The following is a 24,267-nucleotide window of genomic DNA, read 5'->3' on the forward strand; positions in this document are numbered from 1 at the left end:
CAGGTTGGAGAGTGGTTAAACATGTCAGCACCGATCATTGATGGTAAACAAATCTCTCAGGATATTCGCGCAAGCATTCAGCAAGAGGTCATTCGTCTGAAAGAGCACCGCTTTCAACCGGGACTGGCTGTTGTATTGGTAGGCGAAGATCCCGCTTCGCAGGTGTATGTTAAAAACAAGGAAAAGGCGTGCCATGATCTCGGCTATTACTCAGAGGTTCACCGGTTGGCAGCAGATACTTCTCAGGAAGCATTACTGGAACTAGTGGACAAGCTGAACCATCAAAGTACTATCCATGGGATTTTGGTTCAACTGCCGTTGCCAAAGCATATTCATGAAAAAGCTGTCATTGACGCGATTGCAGTGGAGAAGGATGTGGATGGATTCCATCCGGTGAACGTAGGGAATTTGGTCATCGGTGACGATAGTCTATTGCCTTGTACTCCTGCTGGAGTCATTGAGTTAATCAAGCGTGCTGGAGTGGAGATTGCTGGTAAACATGCGGTAGTTATTGGTCGCAGTAATATCGTAGGCAAGCCAGTGTCTTTATTGTTGCAACGTGAAAATGCTACGGTTACGATGTGCCACTCCCGTACAGCGAATATCGGGGATCTAAGTCGACAAGCGGATATCTTAGTCGTTGCGATCGGCAAAGCCAACTTTATTGATGCTTCGTTCGTGAAGCCCGGAGCGGTTGTGATAGATGTGGGGATGAACCGTCTGGAGAACGGAAAGCTGGCGGGAGACGTTGATTTTGAGAGCGTGAAGCAAGTGTCTGGTCCGATTACGCCTGTTCCCGGCGGAGTAGGCCCGATGACGATTACGATGCTGATGCAAAATACGCTTGTAGCGGCCAAGCGGTCGCACGGTTTGGCATAAGGGCAGCTGCCTATGGCTGAACAACGTATTTACTCTATAAAGGACCTGAATCGTTATATCCGGATGAAACTGGAATCGGATCAGGTGCTGTCTGATGTATGGATACGCGGGGAAATTTCTAATTTTACGCATCATTCGAGTGGTCACATGTACTTTACGCTCAAGGATGAGGGGAGCCGCATACGTTCGATTATGTTTGCAACCCATAATCAGCGGCTTCCCTTCGTACCGAAAGAAGGTACGCGTGTTATTGCCCGGGGAAACGTATCCGTGTACGAACGAGATGGACAATATCAGTTTTATGCGACTCAAATGCAGCCTGATGGTATAGGAAGCCTTTATTTGGCTTACGAACAGCTCAAGCAAAAGCTGGATGCAGAGGGACTGTTTGATACTGCTCGTAAGCGTAATCTCCCTGCCCATCCGGCAACCATTGGCGTGATTACGTCACCGACCGGAGCGGCTGTGCGTGATATTATTACGACCCTTCAACGGCGATACCCGCATGCTGGAATTGTGTTGTATCCTGTGCTTGTACAAGGAAAAGGTGCCGCACCCTCGATTGTCAAGGCAATTGAAGCTATGAATCGTATGCAAGAGGTTCAGGTGATGATCGTCGGACGGGGAGGTGGCTCGTTGGAAGAACTGTGGGCGTTTAATGAGGAAGCGGTTGCGCGCGCCATTTACGCATCGGTCATTCCGGTTATTTCGGCAGTTGGACACGAAACGGATTTTACCATTGCCGATTTTGTGGCTGACTTGCGTGCAGCAACGCCAACCGCAGCAGCTGAGTTGGCTGTGCCTAATCAGGCAGAGCTACGGGATCAGCTGCTCCAGCGTGAGCAACGCCTGCGCAACGCCCTCCGGCAGCGGCTGGAAACCAGCCGTGAACGCTTGGTGAGGCTTCAGCGTTCACCAGTCCTGCTGCACCCACGCCGCTATATGCTACAGCATGCAGAGCGAATGGACATGCTGCATCAGCGGCTAATCCGCGCAGTGGGTAACCGTTCACGCTTAAACGCAGAAAAGAATGCACGTATGCGTCAGGTACTAGAGCGGTTTAATCCACGTGAACAAATTCGTTCGGCACGCAAGCAGGCGGATATGGCGCAACGTCAGCTGGAGTCTGCGATGCGTGCTATTACGAAAACGGGACGGCAGCAGTTGCACACGGGAATTCGTCAGCTGGATGCGCTGAGCCCACTCAAAGTCATGGCCCGAGGCTATAGCTTGGTATACGATGAGCAGGAGAAACGGCTGATTAAGTCGCTCAAAGACGTACAGCCGGGAGATTCCATCAAGATTAAAGTGAGTGATGGGCAGTTGGACTGCCAAGTATGGGGAATGAAGGAGGACGCGAAGCACGGTGGCGAATGAAACGGAATTGAATTTTGAAGCGGCTATGGCCGCTCTTGAAGAAATTGTCGGACAACTGGAGCATGGAGACGTTCCTCTGGAGCAAGCCATTGATTTGTTCCAGCGGGGGATGAAGCTGTCTCAGCTTTGCAGTCAAAAGCTGGAGCAGGTTGAACGTAAAATTGAAATGATCGTGGAAGAGGATGGAGATTTGCGCAAGAAGCCTTTTGGCGGCGGATTAGATGAAAACGGCGGTGAAGGGCTTGAATAGACCGTCGTTCAAGGAATATTTGACCGGAACGGCGGATGCGGTTTCGTCTGCACTGACCGAGCAGTTCCCGGCCGATTGGAACATTCCCGATGTTCTTCGAGAATCTATGAATTATTCACTCACCGCAGGCGGAAAACGGCTGCGGCCTCTGCTTGTGATCGCTGCTGCTGAAGCATTCGGTGGAAGCAGGGAAGCTGCGTTGCCAGTGGCATGTGCGGTAGAAATGGTACATACGTACTCTCTCATTCATGACGACTTGCCAGCCATGGATGATGATGATTATCGGCGAGGTAAGCTGACGAATCATAAGGTATACGGCGAGGCGGTTGCCGTCCTTGCGGGTGATGCTTTGTTGACCCATGCCTTTTACAGCATTGTGCAAGCAGGACGACGTCACGGTGTTTCATCCGATTCGCTATTGTCCATTGTTGAGGATTTGTCCGAAATGAGTGGCGCGCGGGGCATGGTAGGCGGACAGGTCGCCGATATGTCAGGCGAGCAAGGAATGACGGGGATCGAGGAACTGGAATATATCCATCTTCATAAAACTGCTGATTTGATTATTTTCTCGCTCTTGGCAGGTGGACGGATTGGTGGGGCGGACAAGACTCAATTAGAGGCGCTTCGCCGCTTTGGACGAGACTTGGGGCTGGCTTTTCAGATACAGGACGATATACTGGACCTCATAGGCGATGAGAGCAAAATGGGTAAGAAAACGCAAAGTGATGTTGAGCAGGAGAAGGTTACCTATCCGTATTTCATTGGTATGGACGCATCTTTGCGGCAGGTGGAGGAACTCACCGCATCTGCTAAAAAAATGATAACAGAGAGCGGTATTCCCGATTCTTCTCGTTTGCTGGAGATAGCGGATTACCTGATGAAGCGTGATCATTAGTTGCGTTAGAGCTGTTTTGACTTGTCTGCGTTTAAGCACAGTTAAAAAGTGTGATATAATACTTGTTAACTTTACACACAAACTTGAAGGAAAGCGGGGAGATATGCGTGCTGCTTCCACACATAAAGCAACCAGGCGATCTGAAATCACTGTCGGTTGAGGAGTTGGCTTCTCTAGCCGAGGAAATCAGGAGCTTTTTGATTGAGAAGCTGTCCGTGACTGGGGGGCATCTGGCATCGAATCTGGGAGTGGTTGAGCTCACGATCGCCCTGCATTATTGCTATAACAGTCCAAAGGACAAGATGATTTATGACGTTGGGCACCAAGCCTACGTACACAAAATATTGACAGGGCGAATGGATCGTTTTGATACACTTCGTCAGCGTGATGGACTTTGTGGTTTTGTAAAAAGAAGTGAGAGCGAGCATGATGTTTGGGAAGCCGGTCATAGCAGCACTTCTCTGTCGGCGGCAATGGGAATGGCCTTGGCTCGAGATTTGAAGGGCGAGGACAATAAAGTCATTGCAATGATCGGAGACGGAGCGTTGACTGGGGGGATGGCCTTCGAAGCGTTGAATCATATCGGTCATGAGCGCAAAAATTTAATGGTCATTCTGAATGACAACGAAATGTCCATAGCACCTAATGTAGGGGCCATGCATAATTATTTGAGTAAAATCCGCTCGGACCGTCATTATTTGCGAGCAAAAGATGAGCTGGAAGTTTTGCTGAAAAAAATACCCGCGATCGGCGGTAAACTTGCCAAATCGGCTGGCCGTGTCAAGGACAGTCTTAAATATATGATGGTGCCTGGTGTACTGTTTGAGGAACTGGGACTTACGTATCTCGGTCCAGTGGACGGACATGATTTGCCGAAGCTAATCGAAACCTTCCAGCAGGCTGATAATGTCACTGGCCCTGTATTGGTGCATGTCGTAACCACCAAGGGCAAAGGCTATAAACCTGCGGAAGCAGACTCACACAAATGGCATGGAATCAGTCCCTACAAAATTGAATCGGGTCAGGTACTCAAAGCTGTAGGTAATCCGATGTATACGGAAATTTTCGGTCGAACGTTGATTGAGCTGGCTGAGCAGGATGAGCGCATCGTTGCGGTCACCCCCGCTATGCCTGGCGGATCAGGATTGGTACCGTTTAGTAAAGAGTTTCCTAGCCGTATGATTGACGTCGGCATTGCTGAACAGCATGCAGCTACCATGTGTGCTGCGTTGGCAATGGAAGGGATGAAACCGGTGTTTGCGGTGTATTCCACTTTTATGCAGCGTGCTTATGACCAGATTGTGCATGATATCTGTCGTCATAATGCGAACGTAATGTTCGCGATTGACCGTGCAGGTTTTGTTGGGGCTGACGGGGAAACTCATCATGGCGTGTTTGATGTGGCATTCTTGCGTCATATCCCGAATCTTGTGCTTATGATGCCAAAGGATGAGAACGAGCTACGCCATATGATGAAAACAGCGCTCGACTATGAAGATGGTCCAATTGCTTATCGTTACCCGCGTGTTAATGTGGTTGGCGTGCCGATGGATAAAGAATTACAGGCTATTCCCATCGGCAGTTGGGAGCTCCTGCGTAAAGGCGAGGGCTTTGCTGTAATCGCATCAGGACCGATGCTCCAGGTGGCGACAGAGGCTGCGGAGGCGATGAAACGGGAAGGTTTGCAAGTGGGCGTCGTGAATGCCCGTTTCCTGAAGCCTTTGGACGAGGATATGTTGCGTGAGCTGGCTCGTCAGCATACGAAGCTGATCGTATTGGAAGAAGCTTCTGAAGCAGGAAGCTTGGGTAGCGCTGTACTGGAATTTTACGCTAAAGCCGAAATACAAGAGGCACAGGTGCGCCTAATGGGGATTCCCGATCTGTTCGTGGAGCATGGCTCCATCAAAGAGCAGCGTGCTGAAGTAGGTCTTACCATTGAAGATGTATGCTTAAAGCTGCGTAAATGGGCTGCTGAGCCAGCATATGGCATGGGACAATCCGTATAGGGTAACTTGAAGTGAAGACCATGACGTTTATAAAAAGTATGACAAGAGCAGCTTGGCTGCCTAAAGGGAGATTAACATGTCTGTTCCGAAGGAACGCATTGATGTATTACTTGTAGAACAAGGCTTTTTTGAAAGCCGTGAAAAAGCTAAAGCTGCGATTATGGCTGGGCTAGTGCTGGCGGACAGCGAACGGATCGAGAAGGCGGGGATGAAGGTACCACGCGCCAGCGAGCTTAAAGTTAAGGGTTCGGTGCATCCGTATGTAAGCCGTGGAGGATTGAAGCTGGAGAAGGCCATCCGTCAATTTGAGCTGGATATGAAGGGCAGGACAATGCTGGATATTGGCTCGTCCACTGGAGGTTTTACGGATTGTGCGCTTCAGCATGGAGCTGAATACGTATACGCCATTGATGTGGGTTATAACCAGCTGGATTGGTCCCTTCGTAATGATGAACGAGTATGCGTAATGGAGAAAACGAATTTCAGATATATGACACCCGCGGATTTGAATGGTTCCGTGCCGAATTTCGCTAGTATTGACGTTTCCTTTATTTCATTACGTATTATTTTGCCCCCGTTGCTTGCCTTGTTGCATCAACCTGCTGATATTGTAGCTCTAATCAAGCCGCAATTCGAAGCTGGACGCGAAAAGGTCGGAAAATCCGGTGTGGTCCGTGATCCTGCTACGCATAAAGAAGTGTTGCAGACCATTCTGATGTTTGCACATGAGCTTGGACTTACGCTGCAAGGTTTGGCTTATTCGCCTATTACAGGTGGAGAAGGCAATATTGAATTTTTAGCGCATTGGCGTTTGGATGGGCTTCCTGCTGCAGAATCGCAGCTGGAGAAGTTGGATTTCAGACCACTGATTGAACGTACCGTTCAGGAAGCAGGTCAGACTTTTAATAATGGTCCATCGCGTAAGTAACATTCAGGGGTTCTCCATGAGTTCTGTGAACTTAAGGGAACCTCTTTTTGGTGTGAGGGATTGATTGTAGAACTCACGTTCGCCTATAATGAGATGTACAAAGGAAAAGGGATTTTACATCTTGTCCTAGAATATGTCCATGAGGTGATCGGTCCATGGACACAAGATATGATACGGTTATCATCGCTGTGATTGGGGTGATATTAGGGATATGGGCTTTGTATAGCCTACGTGCCTGGTTGAAGGAGCCAGGGTCGCTTGTGCTAAAGACGATACCGATTAACGAGGACTTGGACGAAGGGCCTGTCACAGACCTACTCGAAGAAGCAGGATATGAAGTAGTGGGCGGGAAGATGAAAATACCGCTTGCTTTTAAAGTGAATGGACATACCGTGTATAGCCGTTTGTTTATAGACTACGTAGCTGTACGAAACGGTTCGACATATATGGTCAAAACGTCACGCCGCAAGAAACCAATGGAGTGGAGTGGTCCTGATTTAAGGGACAGGCTCATGCCGTATTTATTGCTCTATCCGGGTTGCGCGGGTGTATTGTACGTTGATACGGACGAGCGAAGTATTCGCCTTATTACATTAGTGGAAGACCTCGAAGAAGAGGAATATGAAGGTTAATCCATAGGAGGATTATATGAAGGGTCAACGACATATTAAAATTAGGGAAATTATTTCACAACATGAGATTGAGACGCAGGATGATCTGGTTGAAGCATTGCGTAAGGCTGGTTTTCAGGTCACGCAGGCGACCGTATCGCGTGATATCAAGGAGTTGCTGCTCATCAAGGTTCCAATGGACGATGGCAGATATAAATATTCGATGCCTTCAGATCAACGTTACAATCCGGCCCAGAAACTGAAACGTACGTTGGTCGATAACTTTTTGCATATTGACTACACAACCAATCTGATTGTGATGAAATGCCTGCCGGGAACAGCCAACTCGATTGCTGCTTTATTGGACAATATTGAATGGTCCGAGATCATGGGGACGATTAGCGGGGATGATACCATTTTGATTATTTGCCGATCGGAAGAAAACAGTGAAGCTATCGTGAATCGTCTTATGGGCTACATTTCCTAATTATAATGGCTACGCATATTAGGCGTTTTAATTTGTACATCATAGAGGTGAAAGAACGATGCTGGTCACTTTGTCTATACGGAATTTGGCGGTTGTAGAGGCCGTCGATGTTCATTTTTATAAAGGGTTTCATGTGTTGAGCGGGGAAACTGGTGCTGGTAAATCCATTATTATCGATGCGCTTGGGCTGATTGCAGGCGGTAGGGGCTCTGCTGATTTAGTGCGTTACGGTTGTGATAAAGCAGAGATGGAAGCCTTATTTGAACTGCCGGTAAAACATCCAGTTTGGAATACACTTGAGGAACAAGGGATTAAGGCTAATGCGGAGGAGCATTTGCTGATTCGTCGCGAACTTACGGTTCAAGGGAAAAGCTCTTCTCGAATTAACGGCCAGATGGTTAATTTAACGATGCTGCGTGAGGTAGGTGAGCAACTCGTCAATATCCACGGGCAACATGAGCATCAAAGCCTGCTACGTGCAGATCGCCATCTGGCGCTACTGGATACGTTCGGTGATTCGGTCATTGGTCCGGTCAAAACGCTTTATCGGGAGCGTTACAATGCTTTTGTCAAAGCGGAAAAAGAAGTAAGAGAACTGCAAAGCTCCAGTCAAAAGGCTTATCAGCTTTTGGATATGTACCGATTTCAATTAGAAGAGATCGCTGCGGCGGAGTTGAAATTGGGAGAAGACGAATTATTGGCAGAGGAACGGGTCAAGCTATCCCATAGTGAGAAAATGATGGATGGGATATCAGGAGCATACGAACTGCTAAGCGGCAGAGGTGGACTGGATACGATCAATAACGTGTTGTCCAGATTAAACGATGTCCAAAGCTATGACAGCAAAAGCCTTCAGCCCATTGCGGAGCAGATTCAGTCTGCTTTTTACCAGTTGGAGGACGCAGCATTCCAATTACGTTCTTATCGTGAGGATATTGAATTTAATCCAGGCAAGCTGCATGAAGTGGAGCAACGTTTGAATCAAATTACCGGGTTACAGCGAAAATATGGTGATAGTATAGAGCAGATTTTGGAATACTATAGCCGTATTGAGCAGGAAACCGATCTGCTTGAAAATAAAGATGAGCGGTTGGAGCAGCTCATTGCAAAACGGGACGAGTTGCTTTCCGATTTGCTTGAGATTTCGGAAGAGCTTACAGAAGCACGCGAAATTTGTGCTGAAGAGCTTGCAGAGCAAGTGGAGCAGGAGTTAAAAGACCTGCAGATGGAAAGAACATCACTCAAGGTGCACATTGATCCAATTGAAGATCAACGCGGATATGAGTATAAAGGTCTGAAGGTAAGACCTACCAAGCAGGGCATTGATAATGCGGAATTTCTAATATCGCCCAATCCAGGTGAGCCATTACGTCCACTTGGTAAGATTGCTTCAGGCGGTGAGCTATCACGTATCATGTTGGCGATGAAAAGTATTTTTGCGCGTCATGATCAAATTCCAGTACTCATTTTTGACGAGGTGGATACCGGGGTGAGTGGTCGTGCAGCTCAATCCATTGCCGAGAAGCTATATCGTTTATCTTCCGTTTGTCAGGTCTTTTCCATTACTCATTTGCCACAGGTGGCATGTATGGCAGATCATCAGTACCTTATTGAGAAAAATGTCCATGATGGACGGACCATGACTCAAATTGAGGGACTTACGGAGGACGGGCGTGTCAAGGAATTGGCACGGATGCTGGGCGGCGTGGAAATTACCGAAAAAACTTTGCATCACGCACAGGAAATGCTGAATTTGGCGGAAGGAAAGAAAGCCTGAAAAGAGCGGCTGGCGTAATGTTTAACAGTTATAAAAGCCTGGGGGCAAGGTTACCTTATAGGTACGCAATTGGCGACCACCTTTACTCGTCAAGCGAAAGAAGCAAAGGGAGCGTGACAGCCATTGAATTTTTACTCCAGGATCAAATTGCTCGGTCTTTTGCTTGTTTTTCTTATGTGTACTATCGGTAACGCTCAGCATGTGCAAGCCGCGCTGCCTCCACAAGCTTCTTTGGATTTGTTCGGCTCTAAAAGCATGAGGACAACCCAAGAAAGTGTAGTTCCCGATTTAAAAGTATACCCGGGGGGGCAGACGATTGGGGTCAAAGTAAAATCTTCAGGAGTGCTTGTCGTCGGTCACCATATCATTCAGGAAAGTAATGATCGTAAGGTGTCACCTGGTGAAACAGCGGGGATTCGCCTAGGGGATCGGATTACACACATGAACGGCAAACCACTCAATAGCCTGGCAAGGGTTGCTGAGGCAGTAGACGAAGCAGGTAAGAATAAAAAGCCGCTCGACATTACACTTTGTCGAGGAGAGCAGACGATTTCCACGAAGTTAACACCAGCATATGATCAAGATGATAAAGCCTGGCGGCTTGGGTTGTATATTAGAGACTCGGCTGCAGGTGTAGGTACATTAACGTTTTACGCACCGGACCAGGGTGTATACGGGGCATTGGGCCACGTAATTACCGATATGAATACCCAAACCCCTATTGTCGTGGGGAGCGGAGAGATTGTGCAGTCCAATGTGACGTCAATTGCGAAAAGCCAAAGTGGGGAACCAGGAGAAAAACGCGCTCATTTTCTCAAAGATCATCGGGTATTAGGAAATATTGAACGAAATACGAATTTTGGAATTTTTGGGAAAATGTCAGATGAGCCGCAATATGGATTGTATTCAACTCCTATTCCGGTGGCTCTTGCGAATGAAGTAAAGGAAGGACCTGCAGAAATTTTGACTGTACTGGAAGGTCAACAAATTCAGCGGTTTCAGGCGGAAATTGTACACATTTCTCAGCAGGACAAACCAGCAACCAAAGGACTTGTGATTCGCATTGTAGATCCAAAGCTGTTGGATAAGACCGGGGGAATCGTGCAAGGAATGAGCGGTAGTCCGATTATTCAAAATGGTAAGCTTATCGGGGCTGTAACACATGTATTTGTGAATGATCCTAAATCAGGTTACGGTTGTTTTATCGAATGGATGCTGCGCGATGCAGGAATCATGCAGAATAACGTAAGCTTGAAATTATCTTCTAATCTTAAGGCGAGCTAGTGGCCTTAAGATTTTTTTGTCGAAAAGCAGGGGAATAACTCATATTTGCAAGATAAAGAATCAATTATAATAGAAACTATAAAAAAAATAAATAAAAATAATTTTCGACAGAAGGAATTCATAATTCGATGTCGAAATCATATACTCCGACAAGAAATATTTATATACTGTAAACAAGATATCACAATGGAATATCACTCAATGAGGAGGAAGTACATTGCAAAAAATTGAGGTATTGTTGGCTGATGACAACCGGGAATTTACGAATTTGCTTGCTGAATATATTTCCGATCAGGAGGATATGGAAGTTACAGGAATCGCCTATAACGGCGAAGAAGTGCTCCAACGCATCGCAGAATCCCGCAACATACCTGATGTACTTATTTTAGATATTATTATGCCTCATCTGGATGGTCTCGGTGTATTGGAGCGTTTAAGAGAAATGAACCTGACTCCACAGCCGAAAATCATTATGCTGACTGCATTCGGTCAAGAAAATATTACACAGAGGGCCGTACAGCTTGGGGCATCTTATTATATTTTGAAGCCGTTTGACATGGAAGTGCTGGCTAACCGTGTTCGCCAATTAGTGGGGCCGCAGTTAGTTAGCAGCAGTCCGGTGACCATTTCATCCATGCGGTCCAACGTTGTACCTATGGGTAAGACGAAAAACCTGGATGCCAGTATCACGGCCATCATACATGAAATTGGTGTACCAGCTCACATCAAGGGCTATCAATATTTACGCGAAGCCATTACGATGGTGTACAATAATATCGAAATTTTGGGAGCCATCACCAAAACGTTATATCCAGCAATCGCCGAAAAGTTCAAAACGACGGCATCTCGCGTAGAACGCGCCATTCGTCATGCTATCGAGGTAGCATGGACCCGTGGAAATATCGACAGCATTTCACACCTGTTCGGGTACACCATTAATATCAGTAAGTCCAAACCAACCAATTCAGAGTTCATAGCGATGGTAGCAGATAAGCTGAGAATTGAGAACAAGGTGTCCTGAAAGGGTCAGAATGATTGATGAAGCAAGGGATTTTTGTGGTTTTACGTTTATCAATGATAATTGCAGGGATGGCTATTATATTTCCAAAACAGCCGACCCGATCCGATAAACTTCTGAATAGTAGACAACTAATACCGCCTATTTATTGGTTCTTCCAAGAACCAGTAAATAGGCGGTATTTTTTATAAACGATTTTGAATTTCAATTGGACAATTTAAAGTTTTCTTCAATTATCATCATTTTCATTACTTTCAGTAGTCGTTCTATTAAGGTAGAAAGTTGTAAAGAAATATTATTGAACTATTGCTTGATCGACAAGCTCTATTAGAAATATAATTAAAACAATCTTTCAAATGAGGTGAATCGGATGTCTTTCCGTATTGTTCGAGGTATTTAGTTTCCGGGCTGGAAAAAACGCGTACCAGCCGTCAAGGGGAAAGTCTATCCTTTTGACTACAAAACTAAAATAATGAATGATATCGGTCTGCTATCCCGTAGTATTTATCCCTAATTGGAAGGTGGAAAGAAAATGAATTCAATAGAGTATAAAGAGTTTTATAATAAGATTGGAAAAATCAACGGCTGGAATTTCAGCAATGTGAAATGTATCTCCAAAGGAGTAAAATGGGACTTCTACAATGAAGTAGCGAAGACATGCAAGAAGTCGGATATATTGCTTGATATCGGTACTGGCGGCGGGGAAGCAATTTTATCAATAGCAGATTCTGCATTACTTTTAGTTGGGATTGACCATTCCACCGGAATGATTGAAACAGCAACCAAGAATTCTGCTGAATCAGACATAGCAAATGTTCGTTTTCTCCAGATGGATGCTGAAAATCTAAATTTTCCTGAGAACTTCTTTAATGTAATCTCTTCTCGACATTCATGTTTTTATGCAAAAGAAATAGCAAAGGTGTTAGTAAAGGATGGTATGTTCCTGACACAGCAAGTAAGCGAAAACGACAAATTAAATATTAAAGAAGCGTTTGGAAGAGGACAGGCATGGGGTGCTAAGAAAGACTCGTTAAAAGCTCAATATATTACCGAATTAAGTGACGCGGGCTTTAAGGACATACAGTCATTTGAATTCAATGCAACCGAATATTATCAGACTCCTGCAGACTTAATATTTCTCTTGAAACACACACCAATTATTCCCAACTTCGGAGAAGAAGAAATTGATTTTCAAATACTCCAACAATTTATTTCGGACAATCAAACCGAATTAGGAATAAGGACAAATTCAGAACGATTTATGGTGATTGCTAGGAAGTAAAACATAAAGGGATACCCGTTTTTTGGGTATCCTTTTTTTAAAGTTTGATGGAATGAGTGAATAAAGATTTTTAGCATCGTCCTCGCTAAATGGCAGAAATTATGAGACATAATACCCTTCACACTGATTATAAAAATAAACCTGAATCAGTTGCACTAACCATCACGAAGAAAAAGTTCCCTTTTGTAAACAGTTCTGAAATTCTCTTTAAATTTGATATAAACAATGTGTCGTTTCTTGTCGATATAGTATCTAATATAAAGAGAACTGAGGAGCGAATATATGAAATTTAACATTCGAACAAAATTGATATTGGGTTTTCTTGCGGTAATAATATTATTGATTGTCATTAGTACAACATCTATCTCAAGAATGAAAAATTTAGGCGACACTTCGATGGAAATAGATAGCCATTGGATGCCAAGTGTGACTATCCTGGGAACACTAAATGGCGATATATCTGATGTAGAGCGGATCTCATTAAACATTATTGTAGAACGTGACCCAGAAGAAATGGAGAAGGTTCAGGCCGAATATGATAAGGTTTTAAAAAAGGTTGAGGAAAGCCGAAAAACATACGAAAAATTAATTGCTACCCCTAAAGAACGTGAAATGTATGAAGAATTCTCCAAAAATTATGCGGAGTATTTGGCTAAGTTGCCAGAAATGATTGAAGCGGGGAAAGCTAATGATTACACTCAATCAAGCATTCTTCATCAAGAGTCCTATAAGTTATGGTATAGTTCAAACGATAAGATCAGCCAGCTCATTAAATTGAATGCAGATGGATCTAAACAGACTACGAAGGAAGCTGTTGACAACTTTATTTCAGGGAGACAATTGGTCATCATTCTGAGTATAGCAGCCGTTATACTAGCATTGATCATGGCAATCATCATAGCCCAGATTATTTCTAAACCTATCTTGCGAATTAGTCGTGCTGCTGAAAGTATCGCATCGGGTGATCTTACAAGTGAAACTATCATTGTGAAGGGCAAGGACGAGATCAGTACGTTGGCACATTCCTTTAACGCCATGGTTGAGAATCTTCGTCAACTGATTCAATCTGTGAGTAATACGGCTGAGTTGGTAACCACTTCCTCAGAAGAATTGACGGCCAGCGCAGAGCAAAACAGCCAAGCATCTGCCCAAATAACCGAAACGGTGCAAGAAGTAGCTACTGGAACGGGAGACCAGGTAGATATGGTGACGAAATCGTCCCAAGCTATTGAGGAAATGTCTATCGGTGTTGAGCAAATTGCCATCCGCGCGCAAAATGTATTCGCATCTGCGCAAGATGCGGCCCATAAATCGGCTGAAGGTAACCAGATGATTCAACAGGCAGTTACGCAGATGAATGCCGTAAATGATTCGATGAATGGATTGGCAGATCTCATGGCTGGATTGGGAGAGCGCTCAGACGAAATTGGCAAGATCATTGATGTTATCACCAATATTTCTAGTCAGACCAACCTTCTTGCCTTGAACGCTGCGATTGAAGCGGCCCGTGCAGGAGAACATGGTCGCGGATTTGCTGTAGTTGCAGGCGAAGTTCGCAAGTTGGCTGAACAATCGGCTCATTCTGCTCAACAAATTACGGAGCTTGTGGGATTGATTCAAAAGGATACTACCCATGCTATTGAGGCGGTAGCGTCCAACGGGAAGGATGTCATGACAGGTCGTGAAGTTGTACAAAATGCAGGCGCATCCTTTGAACTAATTCAGGAAACTGTAAATAAAGTGGCCAGTGAAATTGAAGAGGTTTCTGCCGGATCAGAACAAATGTCTGCAAGTACTGATGAGATTGTTGGTTTTGTCAGACAAATTTCAGCGATTGCTGAGGAAGCCGCAGCAGGGACACAACACGTATCTGCCGCAACTCAGGAACAGCTGGCATCCATGGAGGAAATTGCCTCTTCTGCAAGAAATCTATCCAAAATGGCGGAAGACCTGCAAGGGCAAATTGGGAAATTCAAAGTATAATTCGTATACTGCTTTTTATGGTTCAGAGGAACTAGCTGCTCTATTGTGAGCAGCTTTTTTTCTATTTTTTATTAATATATTGTGATTAAAGGGTGGGGATATGAGAAGCCTGTAATTGGAACGATATGATATAATGGTGGGAAATTCTTTTGGGTTGGAGTGACCATCATGGATAATAAGACTGAACTTAAAGCAAGTGAACTACGTCAGTTAGCGATAGACAAAATCATAGCTACACCATTTTTGAATGATTTTAAATATCTGAAAGGCAGAAAAGTTTTGAAAAAAGAAACCAAGGAATTTATATTTGAAATTAGTTTTGGTGCGACAAAATATGGTGCATTAAAATTTTATATTATCGTAGAATCCAAAAGAATAAAAAAGAAGTATAGTACTGGCGCTTGTTTTCACAGTGAGTTGATTGCTCTCACCAAGAAATATACGGAAAACAGGGATTACCCTGTGTCCACAGAAGCTGAAAGAGAACGGGTGATCCAAGAGATTATTGAAGATATTTACACTTTCGCGTTGCCCTTTTTCAAGCGATTTGAACATGTAGAAACACTAGCAGAACAAGTACATAAGTCAGGCTTTTTACCGCACCGCAAACGCTTTGATAAGTTTAATCCGTTAACGAAAAGATTCATTGATTTTTATTATCAAGGGAAGTAATGTAGCCATCTGGGCCATTTTTATTCTCACCATTGGGCAGTAGATAAGCATTATGATAAGGAGAACGATCTTCCTAGAGGGGATATTATCGTTTTTCAAAAGTATGATGTACAATTTGTAAAACGGGTCAATGTACTTCTCAGGTAAAGATGATTTACCTAATATGCTCAGTTAGAGGCGAGTCAGATGTTGCACGGGAGGGTACGATTTTTATATGGAGACCATCGGATGAACAGCACAGAGGCTGTATACACGGGTATATTTCAATGAATAAAGCTATAGGCTAAGTCATCGCATTGAACGGGCTAGTGGTATTAACCCAATTGATTCTAAAGCAAAGGCGGGGATGAGAGCATGTGGTATAGTCTGACTTGGGTGTTCTTGGGCGTGTTGTTGGTGGGGTTGGGTTGGATTGTTAAAGTAAGGCGTAGTCGCAGCAGCAACAAACAAGTGAATGAACAGCGGGACAGTAATGTCGTTGAATTTCGTCCTCGTAAGTCCGCTCGACAATCCCGCACCCGTAATGAATCTAAGTCTAAAGTGTCCTCCGGTCCACGCACGAATGCAAAAGCAGCAGGTATTCAGGCCCAAACTGGGTTTGGACTGTCTGACTCTATCCAGGGCACAGGCAAGCAAAAATGCTCCTTTTGTAAAAAAGAAGATAAATTAACCTTCTATGCGGATGACAATGGGTCGTTGTATGGGGTATGCAAAGAGTGTAAGCATAAGGCGGAAAGACAGGATATGTTGCCACTTTAGTCTATACAGACGATTGAGGACCATCATTAAAGAATTCTTTTAATTAATAAAAACTCCCAACCGATGTAGTAAATTGGTTAGGAGTTTTTTGTTTGTATTTTTACATTGTTATCTAATTTGTCTGTCAATTAGTTCCTCGAGTGCATCCGCTATGTGATCGGGTCCATAGGAGAGCTCTTCCCGGCTTAAGCTCAACCAGGCATGGCGCTCATCCATATCAAATGCAGTCTCAAGCCAACCAGAAAACCCTTTGCCCCTGCGGTCTACTTCTACAAGCACATGCACACCCTCGGGTTCCAACTGCATAACCAGCTCCAGCTCCTCGATATCACGTGCATATTCTGATCCGGGCGTAAATTCAAATTCCTGTACGTACGGAACGCCGCGTCCCAGCTTAGGATGACGTTCGCAGGTGGAGGAGCGGAATCGGAAGCCCAACAGGTGAACCGCCTCAAACACTGTATTCATATAGGGATGTGGTTCGATTTTGAGTGAATCACGATCGGTCGGGTCCAAAGCCATGCCAATATCTAATGCTGTTTCCAGCCAGACGGGCTGTTTGGCGTGAGTAACAGGAGTTTCCAATGGCAATCTGAAGGAATAAGGAATTTCAAGCTCCTGTCCTTGCTCTAGATGAAAGCCGTCAGATACCTTAATCCGTGCAATGCAGCAGGTGCTGGTAGTTTTTTTATCATCGTGCTCCACGATATATTCAGTCTTGAGCTTGATGTCAATTTTGCCGATTTCCTGATCAATTTTGCCGCCTTTGATGCGCATGATGCCACTAAGTTCTTCCCCAGGCACATATACAGCTTGATCCATCAGCGTATCGACTTTAGCTGAACCGATTCCTGCGCTTGCTAAGATTTTGTTAAAAAAACTCATTATTCCGTCCCCCCAGATAATCTCATGGTCATGATATACAAACGAAAACTAAAAACTTGTACAGCTTAACCGGATATACGGGGCAATGGTTCGATTCGTTCCAAAAAAATGCAAGAAAAAAGTCACTGGTACTCACGTAGCATATTGCAGCTTGTCGATCTATCTGTCCACTACTCGCAGTTCACTTTATGAGGAGGTATAAAGCAATTTCGACAACGAGGCTCATAAGCCTCAGAGTCGCCGATCATCACAATAGGTCCCACAGTGGAAGGTTTACCATTTACCATACGTTGCGTAAATACTGCTTCCGAGCTACCGCAGACAGCGCAAAAGGAAGTCAGCTTCTCGATGTCATCCGCCATGGCGAGCAGACCACCGACATAGCCAAACTCTTTCCCTCGATAATCCAGATTCAGCCCATCGGCAATTACATGCTTGCCGCAATAAGCTAGCTCTTGTACAAGCGACATAATATGACGACTGAAAAACTGGACTTCGTCAAAGGCAACCACGTCGGCATCTTTTGTTTCTTGCAAAATACGCTGAACGAGCTCATCTGTAAGTTTTCTTGGGATAGAGATAGCGGGCAGCCGATATCCGATCCGGCTTACTATTTCGTCCTCGGCATAGCGGTTATCTTCAGCGGGTTTGTAAGCTACCACTTTACGATGCCCGTATTGGATTAGTTTTTGACAGCGGCGAATCAATTCGCCGGATTTTTCACTGAACATGGGGCCTGTAATAATCGTAATTCGTCCTGTAGGCAAAGCGAATTCCCCTCTCTGTAACATGTACATAACACTGTAAATCTTCTTCTCCGAAAGAAAACGCCATTATAGATTACCATAACCAGCCGTATACAGACTAGAGAAAATATATTGATTTTCGACATGTTTTTGTATGTCCATTCCTAAAACGTAAATGTGGTCGTCATTGCTCTGCCGCCGTGGGCATGATATGGTGAAGCGTAGTGGAATGAAGGGAAGAGTGAAAGGCATGGACGAAAAAAATACGGATTATAGTGCCAAAAAAGGAGCATTACTGGAGCAAGGGCTGATCAGCCCGCAAGCTCTAGAACTCATCACTGAGCTGGAGACAGAGCTGAACTTTCTGCGCAAGCAAAATGAATCATTTCGCAAGGCGCTGCGAGCCAAATCAGCACAAAGTTCAAGGATGTCTACTAAGTTACGAGATGCACTGTATGAATGATATGGAAAGATATCTGGATTAAAGGGTTAGTTTTTTTGTAGCCTATGCCTAAACGCTATATTTTGTACAGTGAAATAAAGAGAGTACAATAAGCTATATATAATCAATTGTTAATGGAGGAGAAACATGACTATACATTGTGATGTCGCTATTTTGGGTGGAGGAACCGGGGGGTATGTAGCAGCCATTCGTGCCGCCCAGCTAGGCAAAGAAGTGGTTATCATCGAAAAGGACAAGCTTGGCGGAACCTGTCTGCACCGTGGTTGCATTCCGAGTAAGGCCTTGCTACGCAGTGCGGAAGTATATGCCACGATTAAAGAAAGTGCACAATACGGTATCGAGACATCGGGAGCACAGCTTGTATTTCCCAATGTTCAGGAACGTAAGGAAGCCGTTGTGGAACAACTGCATCAGGGCGTTCAATTTTTGATGCGTAAAAATAAAATTACGGTACTGAGCGGTAAGGGGCGCGTGATTGGTCCGTCTATATTTTCTCCAAAAAGCGGGGCAGTTGCCGTGGAACTAGAAGATGGTGAGATGGAAACGATTGTTCCTGCACATCTCATTATTGCAACAGGATCACGTCCGCGTATGCTGTCCGGACTAGAGCCAGATGGCGAATTTATTCTGAGCAGTGACGAAGCGTTAACGATGGAGGAGCTACCAGCATCCCTGATTATCGTGGGCGGTGGTGTTATTGGCGTGGAGTGGGCTTCCATGCTAAATGATTTTGGCGTGGAGGTTACGGTGGTTGAAGCTGCGAATCGACTTATTCCCACGGAAGACGAAGACGTTTCGCGTGAAATGCAGCGTTTGTTAACCAAGCGTGGTGTCAAGGTGCTGACGGGTTCACAAGTGCTGGCTAAAACATACGGCAAAGATGAGGAAGGTGTGCAGATTGACGTGCAAAAAGGGGAAGAAACCGAAACCCTCAGCGCTACCAAACTGCTCATTTCTGTAGGGCGTCAGGCAAATGTGGAAAATATAGGGCTGGAAAATACGGATATCCGCGTAGAGGGTGGCTTTATCTCAGTTAATGAACATTTGCAGACGAATGAACCACATATTTACGCCATTGGGGATTGCATCGGCGGCTTACAACTGGCGCATGCAGCGAGCCATGAAGGTTTGCAGGCGGTTCATCATCTGGCGGGCGAAGATTTTCACAGTGTACCTAACCATCTGATTCCGCGGTGTATTTATACACGTCCTGAAGCCGCAAGCGTCGGCTTAACGGAGCAAGAAGCCCGCGAGCGTGGACATCAGGTGAAGACAGGGAAGTTCCCTTTTCAAGCTATCGGGAAATCGCTTGTATACGGCAGTCGGGACGGCTTCGTCAAAGTAGTGGCCGACGAGAAGACCAATGATATTCTCGGTGTACATATGATCGGTACGCATGTGACGGACCTGATCAGCGAGGCGGCTCTTGCGCAACTGCTGGATGCTACGCCGTGGGAAGTCGGACAGCTTATTCATCCGCATCCGACGTTGTCGGAGATTTTGGGAGAAGCGATGCTGGCCGTTGATGGACAGGCGATTGGCATATAAACGTTTCAAATAAATCGGTGCTTTTCTTTTTGGGGAGAAAAGGATTATAATGGGGTTAGTCAGAGTTTAGTACCAGGTTTTAAGACAAGATGGTACTAGGTACTGGAAGTAGGATGTTTGACACTTAAGGAGGTGCCTCAATGAGTTCTAAAGGCGCTGTAGACGCTGGCTTCAGACATGAACAGCTAGGACTTACTCACGGACAAGTTATTGATATGTACAGATATATGTTGCTTGCAAGAAGATTTGACGAGCGCAACATGCTCCTGCAACGGGCAGGGAAAATTAATTTCCACGTTTCCGGCATTGGACAGGAGGCGGCACAAGTAGGTGCAGCTTTCGGCCTTGACCGGGAAAAGGACTATTTTCTTCCCTATTATCGGGATTATGGATTCGTGCTTGCGGTAGGAATGACGCCGCGCGAACTGATGCTGTCGGCATTTGCTAAGGCAGATGATCCCAATAGCGGTGGTCGCCAGATGCCAGGACATTTTGGTAGTAAACGGCTGCGTATTGTGACAGGCTCCAGCCCAGTAACAACACAGGTTCCGCATGCAGTAGGTGTAGCTTTGGCTGCCAAAATGCAGAAAAAGGATTTTGTATCGTTTGTTACGTTTGGAGAAGGCTCCAGCAATCAGGGAGATTTTCACGAAGGCTGTAACTTTGCTGGTGTACAAAAGCTGCCAGTCATCATTATGTGCGAGAACAATCAATATGCGATATCGGTTCCGATTCATAAACAGTTGGCAGGCAAGGTAAGCGATCGTGCTTTGGGATATGGATTTCCAGGGATTCGAGTCGATGGTAATGATGCATTGGCGGTATATGCGGCGGTGAAGGAAGCACGCGAACGTGCTGTCCGCGGTGAAGGTCCTACGCTGATCGAAGCCATGATGTACCGACTGTCTCCTCACTCCACCTCGGATAATGATCTGGCTTACCGGACCAAGGAGGAAGTGGATGAGAACTGGGCCAAGGATGGCGTAGCCCGTATGAAAAGCTACTTGATCGAATGCGGCATTTGGGATGAGGCCAAGGATGCGGATCTGTCGGCTGAGCTGCTGCTCGAAGTCAAGGAAGCGATTGAATATGCAGATAAAGCGCCTTTTCCAAAGCCCGAAGATACGCTGCTGCATGTGTATGCAGATAGCGATGGGGAGGGCCGGTAACGATGGCGATTATGGAATATATTGATGCGATTCGTCTTGCCATGAAAGAAGAGATGGAGCAGGATGAAACGGTTTTTGTATTAGGGGAGGATGTCGGGGTGAAGGGCGGCGTCTTTACAACGACAAAGGGGCTTATGGACCAATTTGGTGAGCAACGTGTCATGGATACGCCATTGGCTGAGTCGGCTATTGCCGGGGTTGCGATTGGTGCGGCCATGTACGGAATGAAGCCAATTGCCGAAATGCAATATTCGGACTTCATGCTTCCGGCGACCAATCAGATTATTAGTGAAGCTGCTAAAATCCGCTACCGCTCTAACAACGATTGGAACTGTCCTGTGGTAATCCGCGCGCCAATCGGTGGTGGGATCTTTGGCGGTTTGTATCACTCTCAGTGTCCAGAATCGATCTTTTTTGGTACGCCGGGTTTGAAAATTGTTGCTCCATTTACCCCTTATGACGCAAAAGGATTGCTGAAAGCAGCCATTCGTGACCCTGATCCGGTGCTGTTTTTTGAAAATAAAAAATCCTACAAGCTGATCAAGGGTGAAGTGCCTGAGGATGATTATATCGTTCCGATTGGCAAGGCTAATCTATTACGTGAGGGTGACGATATTACGGTCATCGGTTATAGCCAGCCTTTGCATTTTGTCATGCAGGCTGCTGAGGAATTGGAGAAGGAAGAGGGCATTACCGCACATGTTGTGGATTTGCGCACACTCCAACCGCTGGACCGCGAAGCCATTGTTGAGGCTGCACGACATACAGGTAAGGTATTAATCGTGCATGAGGACAACAAAACGGGCGGCATCGGTGCCGAGGTATCGGCTATTATTAATGAGGAATGTCTATTCGAGCTGGATGCGCCGATTGAGCGTCTATGTGCTCCTGATGTACCAGCCATGCCGATCAGTCCACCGATGGAGAAGTTTTATATGTTAAACAAGGATAAAGTTAAGGAAGCCATGCGCCGTCTTGCAATGTATTAATATAGGGCAGATTGGACGAAAGCATTCCAAAAGTATAGCGGGGGTAGCGGAAAAACGCGCCCTCCTATGATGTTAAGGAGTTGAAAAAATGTCAGACCAAACACAATGGAACGACGTGACCATGCCACAATTGGCAGAATCGCTCGTATCGGCGACAATTGCCAAATGGCTCAAACAACCTGGTGAAACGGTAGAGCAATTTGAGCCGATTTGCGAGGTTATTACAGATAAAGTGAATGCAGAAATCCCATCCACGTTGGACGGCATTATGGGTGATCTGTTGGCAGAGGAAGGTCAAACAGTAGCGGTAGGAGAGTTGATTTGCCGTATCCAGACGAAGTCGGCTGCACCTACGGCTGCACCAGGGGCGACACCTGTTGCACCAGCATCTCAAAGCACCGTACAAACACAATCTCAGCAGAGTGCTGGATCGGATCAGTCCATGAGAGGACGTTTTTCCCCAGCGGTGCAAACCCTGGCTGCTGAGCATAATGTGGACTTAAGCCAAGTACCAGGCACGGGCATGGGGGGGAGAATTACCCGCAAAGACGTACTGAATTATGTGCAGCAGGGCGGTTCTGCTCCTACTGGAGTATCTGGACAGCCGACTGCGACGACATCAGGACAAGGTTCTCCTTTTGCAGGAAGACAGCAGTCTGCTACTCAGCACGGTACACCGATTCAAAATATGGACCCTGCTATTCCGGTTCGTAACAGTGGGATTCATTTGACGGAGGCTCCAAAAGCTCCTGTGATCGAAGTTGAAGGTGGCAACAACAACAGATCCGAGTATTTTATTGATGTTACACCCATTCGCAGTGCAATTGCTCGCAATATGCGACAAAGCGTTTCCGAAATTCCACATGCTTGGACGACGATTGAGGTGGATGTGACCAACCTGGTGATGCTCCGCAACAAGATCAAAAACGAATTTAAGCAAAAAGAAGGAATTAATATTACGTATCTGGCTTTCCTTATGAAAGCAGTCGTGAATGCAATCAAGGAATATCCGATTATGAATTCGGTCTGGGCAGTGGACAAAATTATCGTCAAAAGAGACATCAATATTTCGCTAGCCGTAGGTACGGAGGACTCCGTTCTTACCCCTGTTATTAAAAAAGCGGATCAGAAAAATATTGCTGGATTAGCTCGTGAAATTGACGATTTGGCACGTAAAACCCGGGAAGGCACGCTCAAACTGGACGACATGCAAGGCGGAACGTTCACTGTAAACAACACAGGCTCCTTTGGTTCAATTTTATCTTATCCGGTGATCAATTATCCGCAGGCTGCCATTCTTACCTTTGAATCCATTGTCAAAAGACCCGTGGTTATTGATGATATGATTGCGGTCCGCTCGATGGCTAATTTGTGCTTGTCGCTGGATCATCGCATTTTGGACGGAGTGATTTGCGGACGATTCTTGCAACGGGTTAAAGAAAATCTAGAAGGCTACACTTTAGATACGAAGCTGTACTAATCATCCGAACAGTGGGGGAAATGTACGGAGAGGAAGTGACAGGCCGTGAACAGACGACCGCTTGATGTAACCTATACGAATAGGATGGAATATGCCCATGCATGGGATGTCCAGAAGGAGATTGTGGGAAAGCTGGATGCGGGAGAGGCAAGAGAAACGCTTATGCTTCTCCAGCATCCGCCGACCTATACGATTGGTTCTCAGCGGCATCCTGAACATTTGCTCCTCACACCAGAGCAACTGAAGGAGCAGGGAATCAGCGTCTTTCAGATTGACCGTGGGGGAGACATTACATATCATGGGCCGGGGCAGCTTGTCGGATATCCTCTACTTATGCTCGGCAACCGGGAGGCGTTGAATCTGCACGGATACCTTCGAAGTCTGGAAGAAGTGATCATCCGGTTGTTGGCATCTTATGGAGTTGAGGGAAGCCGTAAGCCTGAATATACGGGGGTATGGATCGGGAATCTTAAAATTGCGGCCATTGGCGTTAAATTCAACAAGTGTAAGCACCGTCGGGGCTTCGTAACCAGCCATGGCTTTGCCTTTAACATCAAATCAGGGATACAGCATGAGGGCTTTGAGGGCATTGTCCCGTGCGGAATTCAGGAATACGGTGTGACATCATTGGAGGACTGCATACAGAAGCCTATATCGGTGGAGCAGATTGCGAAGGAAATTGTACCGTACTTTGAACAGCAATTTTCATTTGTTGCGCAATGGCAAACGCATTCTTTCCAATAAAGTAAGGCGGGCTATTGTGTATCTACACGGAAGCC

Annotated in this window: 23 protein-coding genes; 21 read left to right on the forward strand and 2 right to left on the reverse strand. The window is 45.7% G+C overall.

Annotated features, from left to right (window positions below; translation table 11 throughout):
* Window positions 1–21: 21 nt before the first annotated feature.
* The 15 genes from folD to WA407_RS06825 all read left to right on the forward strand — a co-directional run bounded on the left by folD (window position 22) and on the right by WA407_RS06825 (window position 16,208).
* Complete coding sequence (folD, locus tag WA407_RS06755; RefSeq protein ID WP_103048685.1) at window positions 22–879, forward strand: bifunctional methylenetetrahydrofolate dehydrogenase/methenyltetrahydrofolate cyclohydrolase FolD; 858 nt, start codon at window positions 22–24, stop codon at window positions 877–879.
* A 12-nt stretch (window positions 880–891) separates the two neighbouring features.
* A complete protein-coding gene (gene xseA / locus WA407_RS06760) occupies window positions 892–2,256 on the forward strand; it encodes an exodeoxyribonuclease VII large subunit (protein ID WP_254328382.1) in 1,365 nt (454 codons plus the stop codon).
* Window positions 2,246–2,506, forward strand: a complete 261-nt coding sequence (gene xseB, locus WA407_RS06765) for an exodeoxyribonuclease VII small subunit (RefSeq protein WP_013310814.1) — start codon at window positions 2,246–2,248, stop codon at window positions 2,504–2,506. The genes xseA and xseB overlap by 11 nt, the downstream gene beginning before the upstream one ends.
* Window positions 2,478–3,401, forward strand: a complete 924-nt coding sequence (locus tag WA407_RS06770; protein ID WP_235309551.1) for a polyprenyl synthetase family protein — start codon at window positions 2,478–2,480, stop codon at window positions 3,399–3,401. Before xseB ends, WA407_RS06770 begins: the two co-directional genes overlap by 29 nt.
* Before the next feature lie 107 nt (window positions 3,402–3,508).
* Complete coding sequence (gene dxs / locus WA407_RS06775) at window positions 3,509–5,407, forward strand: 1-deoxy-D-xylulose-5-phosphate synthase (RefSeq protein WP_039270954.1); 1,899 nt, start codon at window positions 3,509–3,511, stop codon at window positions 5,405–5,407.
* Window positions 5,408–5,483: 76 nt separating this feature from the next.
* Window positions 5,484–6,335 (forward strand): TlyA family RNA methyltransferase, encoded by an 852-nt coding sequence (locus WA407_RS06780; protein ID WP_235309553.1) that lies wholly within the window; start codon window positions 5,484–5,486, stop codon window positions 6,333–6,335.
* 155 nt (window positions 6,336–6,490) lie between these two features.
* On the forward strand, window positions 6,491–6,967 hold the full coding sequence (locus tag WA407_RS06785; RefSeq protein WP_254328383.1) for a hypothetical protein: 477 nt from the start codon (window positions 6,491–6,493) through the stop codon (window positions 6,965–6,967).
* A gap of 16 nt (window positions 6,968–6,983) precedes the next feature.
* Entirely contained in the window at window positions 6,984–7,433 is a 450-nt protein-coding gene (gene ahrC / locus WA407_RS06790) for a transcriptional regulator AhrC/ArgR (protein ID WP_013310809.1), read from the forward strand.
* Between the two features lie 58 nt (window positions 7,434–7,491).
* Window positions 7,492–9,210 (forward strand): DNA repair protein RecN, encoded by a 1,719-nt coding sequence (gene recN / locus WA407_RS06795; RefSeq protein ID WP_336077026.1) that lies wholly within the window; start codon window positions 7,492–7,494, stop codon window positions 9,208–9,210.
* Window positions 9,211–9,333: 123 nt separating this feature from the next.
* On the forward strand, window positions 9,334–10,494 hold the full coding sequence (spoIVB, locus tag WA407_RS06800) for a SpoIVB peptidase (protein ID WP_336077027.1): 1,161 nt from the start codon (window positions 9,334–9,336) through the stop codon (window positions 10,492–10,494).
* Between the two features lie 217 nt (window positions 10,495–10,711).
* Window positions 10,712–11,515 (forward strand): sporulation transcription factor Spo0A, encoded by an 804-nt coding sequence (gene spo0A, locus WA407_RS06805; RefSeq protein ID WP_023989239.1) that lies wholly within the window; start codon window positions 10,712–10,714, stop codon window positions 11,513–11,515.
* Between the two features lie 529 nt (window positions 11,516–12,044).
* Window positions 12,045–12,794 carry a class I SAM-dependent methyltransferase gene (locus WA407_RS06810; RefSeq protein ID WP_235309556.1) on the forward strand — a complete coding sequence of 250 codons (750 nt, stop codon included), beginning with the start codon at window positions 12,045–12,047 and terminating at the stop codon, window positions 12,792–12,794.
* Window positions 12,795–13,076: 282 nt separating this feature from the next.
* A complete protein-coding gene (locus WA407_RS06815; RefSeq protein WP_235309557.1) occupies window positions 13,077–14,777 on the forward strand; it encodes a methyl-accepting chemotaxis protein in 1,701 nt (566 codons plus the stop codon).
* 168 nt (window positions 14,778–14,945) lie between these two features.
* Window positions 14,946–15,449, forward strand: a complete 504-nt coding sequence (locus WA407_RS06820) for a hypothetical protein (protein WP_336077028.1) — start codon at window positions 14,946–14,948, stop codon at window positions 15,447–15,449.
* 354 nt (window positions 15,450–15,803) lie between these two features.
* Window positions 15,804–16,208 carry a hypothetical protein gene (locus WA407_RS06825; protein ID WP_235309559.1) on the forward strand — a complete coding sequence of 135 codons (405 nt, stop codon included), beginning with the start codon at window positions 15,804–15,806 and terminating at the stop codon, window positions 16,206–16,208.
* A gap of 108 nt (window positions 16,209–16,316) precedes the next feature.
* On the opposite strand, the gene WA407_RS06830 is transcribed toward WA407_RS06825, so the two are convergent.
* Together WA407_RS06830 and WA407_RS06835 are read right to left on the reverse strand one after the other, a co-directional pair.
* Window positions 16,317–17,093: a sporulation protein gene (locus tag WA407_RS06830; RefSeq protein WP_336077029.1), complete on the reverse strand. Its 777-nt coding sequence runs from the start codon at window positions 17,091–17,093 to the stop codon at window positions 16,317–16,319.
* 170 nt (window positions 17,094–17,263) lie between these two features.
* Entirely contained in the window at window positions 17,264–17,860 is a 597-nt protein-coding gene (locus WA407_RS06835) for a thymidine kinase (RefSeq protein ID WP_336077205.1), read from the reverse strand.
* A gap of 208 nt (window positions 17,861–18,068) precedes the next feature.
* Between WA407_RS06835 and WA407_RS06840 the strand changes: the two genes are divergently transcribed.
* The 6 genes from WA407_RS06840 to lipB all read left to right on the forward strand — a co-directional run bounded on the left by WA407_RS06840 (window position 18,069) and on the right by lipB (window position 24,232).
* Window positions 18,069–18,302 (forward strand): hypothetical protein, encoded by a 234-nt coding sequence (locus WA407_RS06840; protein ID WP_069289844.1) that lies wholly within the window; start codon window positions 18,069–18,071, stop codon window positions 18,300–18,302.
* A 126-nt stretch (window positions 18,303–18,428) separates the two neighbouring features.
* Entirely contained in the window at window positions 18,429–19,850 is a 1,422-nt protein-coding gene (gene lpdA, locus WA407_RS06845; RefSeq protein WP_336077030.1) for a dihydrolipoyl dehydrogenase, read from the forward strand.
* A gap of 140 nt (window positions 19,851–19,990) precedes the next feature.
* Window positions 19,991–21,019: a thiamine pyrophosphate-dependent dehydrogenase E1 component subunit alpha gene (locus WA407_RS06850; protein WP_025723034.1), complete on the forward strand. Its 1,029-nt coding sequence runs from the start codon at window positions 19,991–19,993 to the stop codon at window positions 21,017–21,019.
* Between the two features lie 2 nt (window positions 21,020–21,021).
* Window positions 21,022–22,008 carry an alpha-ketoacid dehydrogenase subunit beta gene (locus WA407_RS06855; protein WP_039270974.1) on the forward strand — a complete coding sequence of 329 codons (987 nt, stop codon included), beginning with the start codon at window positions 21,022–21,024 and terminating at the stop codon, window positions 22,006–22,008.
* A gap of 88 nt (window positions 22,009–22,096) precedes the next feature.
* Window positions 22,097–23,488, forward strand: a complete 1,392-nt coding sequence (locus WA407_RS06860; protein ID WP_039270976.1) for a dihydrolipoamide acetyltransferase family protein — start codon at window positions 22,097–22,099, stop codon at window positions 23,486–23,488.
* 45 nt (window positions 23,489–23,533) lie between these two features.
* Window positions 23,534–24,232, forward strand: coding sequence for a lipoyl(octanoyl) transferase LipB (gene lipB / locus WA407_RS06865; RefSeq protein WP_039270978.1), 699 nt, complete (start codon window positions 23,534–23,536; stop codon window positions 24,230–24,232).
* Window positions 24,233–24,267 lie beyond the last annotated feature (35 nt).

Source organism: Paenibacillus sp. 203 (assembly GCF_037027525.1).
In the GTDB taxonomy this organism is placed as follows: domain Bacteria; phylum Bacillota; class Bacilli; order Paenibacillales; family Paenibacillaceae; genus Paenibacillus; species Paenibacillus polymyxa_B.

Bases quoted from the DNA above. Each gene is read 5' to 3' on its own strand.
- folD (WP_103048685.1), top strand. From the start codon at position 22: ATGTCAGCACCGATCATTGATGGTAAACAAATCTCTCAGGATATTCGC.
- xseA (WP_254328382.1), top strand. From the start codon at position 892: ATGGCTGAACAACGTATTTACTCTATAAAGGACCTGAATCGTTATATC.
- WA407_RS06770 (WP_235309551.1), top strand. From the start codon at position 2,478: ATGAAAACGGCGGTGAAGGGCTTGAATAGACCGTCGTTCAAGGAATAT.
- WA407_RS06780 (WP_235309553.1), top strand. From the start codon at position 5,484: ATGTCTGTTCCGAAGGAACGCATTGATGTATTACTTGTAGAACAAGGC.
- WA407_RS06785 (WP_254328383.1), top strand. From the start codon at position 6,491: ATGGACACAAGATATGATACGGTTATCATCGCTGTGATTGGGGTGATA.
- ahrC (WP_013310809.1), top strand. From the start codon at position 6,984: ATGAAGGGTCAACGACATATTAAAATTAGGGAAATTATTTCACAACAT.
- recN (WP_336077026.1), top strand. From the start codon at position 7,492: ATGCTGGTCACTTTGTCTATACGGAATTTGGCGGTTGTAGAGGCCGTC.
- WA407_RS06810 (WP_235309556.1), top strand. From the start codon at position 12,045: ATGAATTCAATAGAGTATAAAGAGTTTTATAATAAGATTGGAAAAATC.
- WA407_RS06815 (WP_235309557.1), top strand. From the start codon at position 13,077: ATGAAATTTAACATTCGAACAAAATTGATATTGGGTTTTCTTGCGGTA.
- WA407_RS06820 (WP_336077028.1), top strand. From the start codon at position 14,946: ATGGATAATAAGACTGAACTTAAAGCAAGTGAACTACGTCAGTTAGCG.
- WA407_RS06825 (WP_235309559.1), top strand. From the start codon at position 15,804: ATGTGGTATAGTCTGACTTGGGTGTTCTTGGGCGTGTTGTTGGTGGGG.
- WA407_RS06830 (WP_336077029.1), bottom strand. From the start codon at position 17,093: ATGAGTTTTTTTAACAAAATCTTAGCAAGCGCAGGAATCGGTTCAGCT.
- WA407_RS06840 (WP_069289844.1), top strand. From the start codon at position 18,069: ATGAAGGGAAGAGTGAAAGGCATGGACGAAAAAAATACGGATTATAGT.
- lpdA (WP_336077030.1), top strand. From the start codon at position 18,429: ATGACTATACATTGTGATGTCGCTATTTTGGGTGGAGGAACCGGGGGG.
- WA407_RS06850 (WP_025723034.1), top strand. From the start codon at position 19,991: ATGAGTTCTAAAGGCGCTGTAGACGCTGGCTTCAGACATGAACAGCTA.
- WA407_RS06855 (WP_039270974.1), top strand. From the start codon at position 21,022: ATGGCGATTATGGAATATATTGATGCGATTCGTCTTGCCATGAAAGAA.
- WA407_RS06860 (WP_039270976.1), top strand. From the start codon at position 22,097: ATGTCAGACCAAACACAATGGAACGACGTGACCATGCCACAATTGGCA.